At 43.7% G+C, this 513-nt stretch carries 1 protein-coding gene; it reads left to right on the top strand.

Annotation, left to right across the window (positions count from 1 at the left end; translation table 11 throughout):
* Positions 1-15 precede the first annotated feature (15 nt).
* Positions 16-513, top strand: a 498-nt coding sequence (locus P5674_RS25840) for a phage head spike fiber domain-containing protein (RefSeq protein ID WP_434475139.1), incomplete at its 3' end; no start/stop codon positions are given.

The following is a 513-nucleotide window of genomic DNA, read 5'->3' as shown; positions in this document are numbered from 1 at the left end:
TAAGTACGGTTCTGTATGGGAGGGGGAGATGGCGACATCTCTCTCGACCCCTACTCCATATATGCTAAAGCCGCAGAACGCTCGATTCTTGTAATTGCATTTGCCACTCAATTTCCCGCCAATTCTTTCGCAAATTTCAATTTACTGACTAGAGCAATTACAGCAGGAGGAGGACTTGTTTCTTCATCAGTAACGTCTATGGGAAACGGATGGTATAGATGCTCAATTACCTCAACAGCATCATCAACTGCTACTGCAACAATAGTGCATTACTTGAATAATGGGTCTAGCATTCTTTACACAGGTGATGGCATTTCAGGTATCTACATTTGGGGTACACAACTAGAAGCATCATCAACACCATCCCCTTACACCCCTACTCAAGCCACCAGCGTAACACGTGCTTCTGATGCGGTTAGTCGAGTGTTGGGGGATGAGTTTAACCCGAGTGAAGGTAGTTTTTATATAGAATATACACCAAACAAGTTGACAGGAGTTGGTGCTATTTTAGGT

The organism is Limnospira sp. PMC 289.06 (assembly GCF_032350395.1).
GTDB lineage: Bacteria > Cyanobacteriota > Cyanobacteriia > Cyanobacteriales > Microcoleaceae > Limnospira > Limnospira platensis.
The sequence above is the reverse complement of the archived record's forward strand: the minus strand, read 5'-3'. Positions and strand labels throughout refer to the sequence as shown.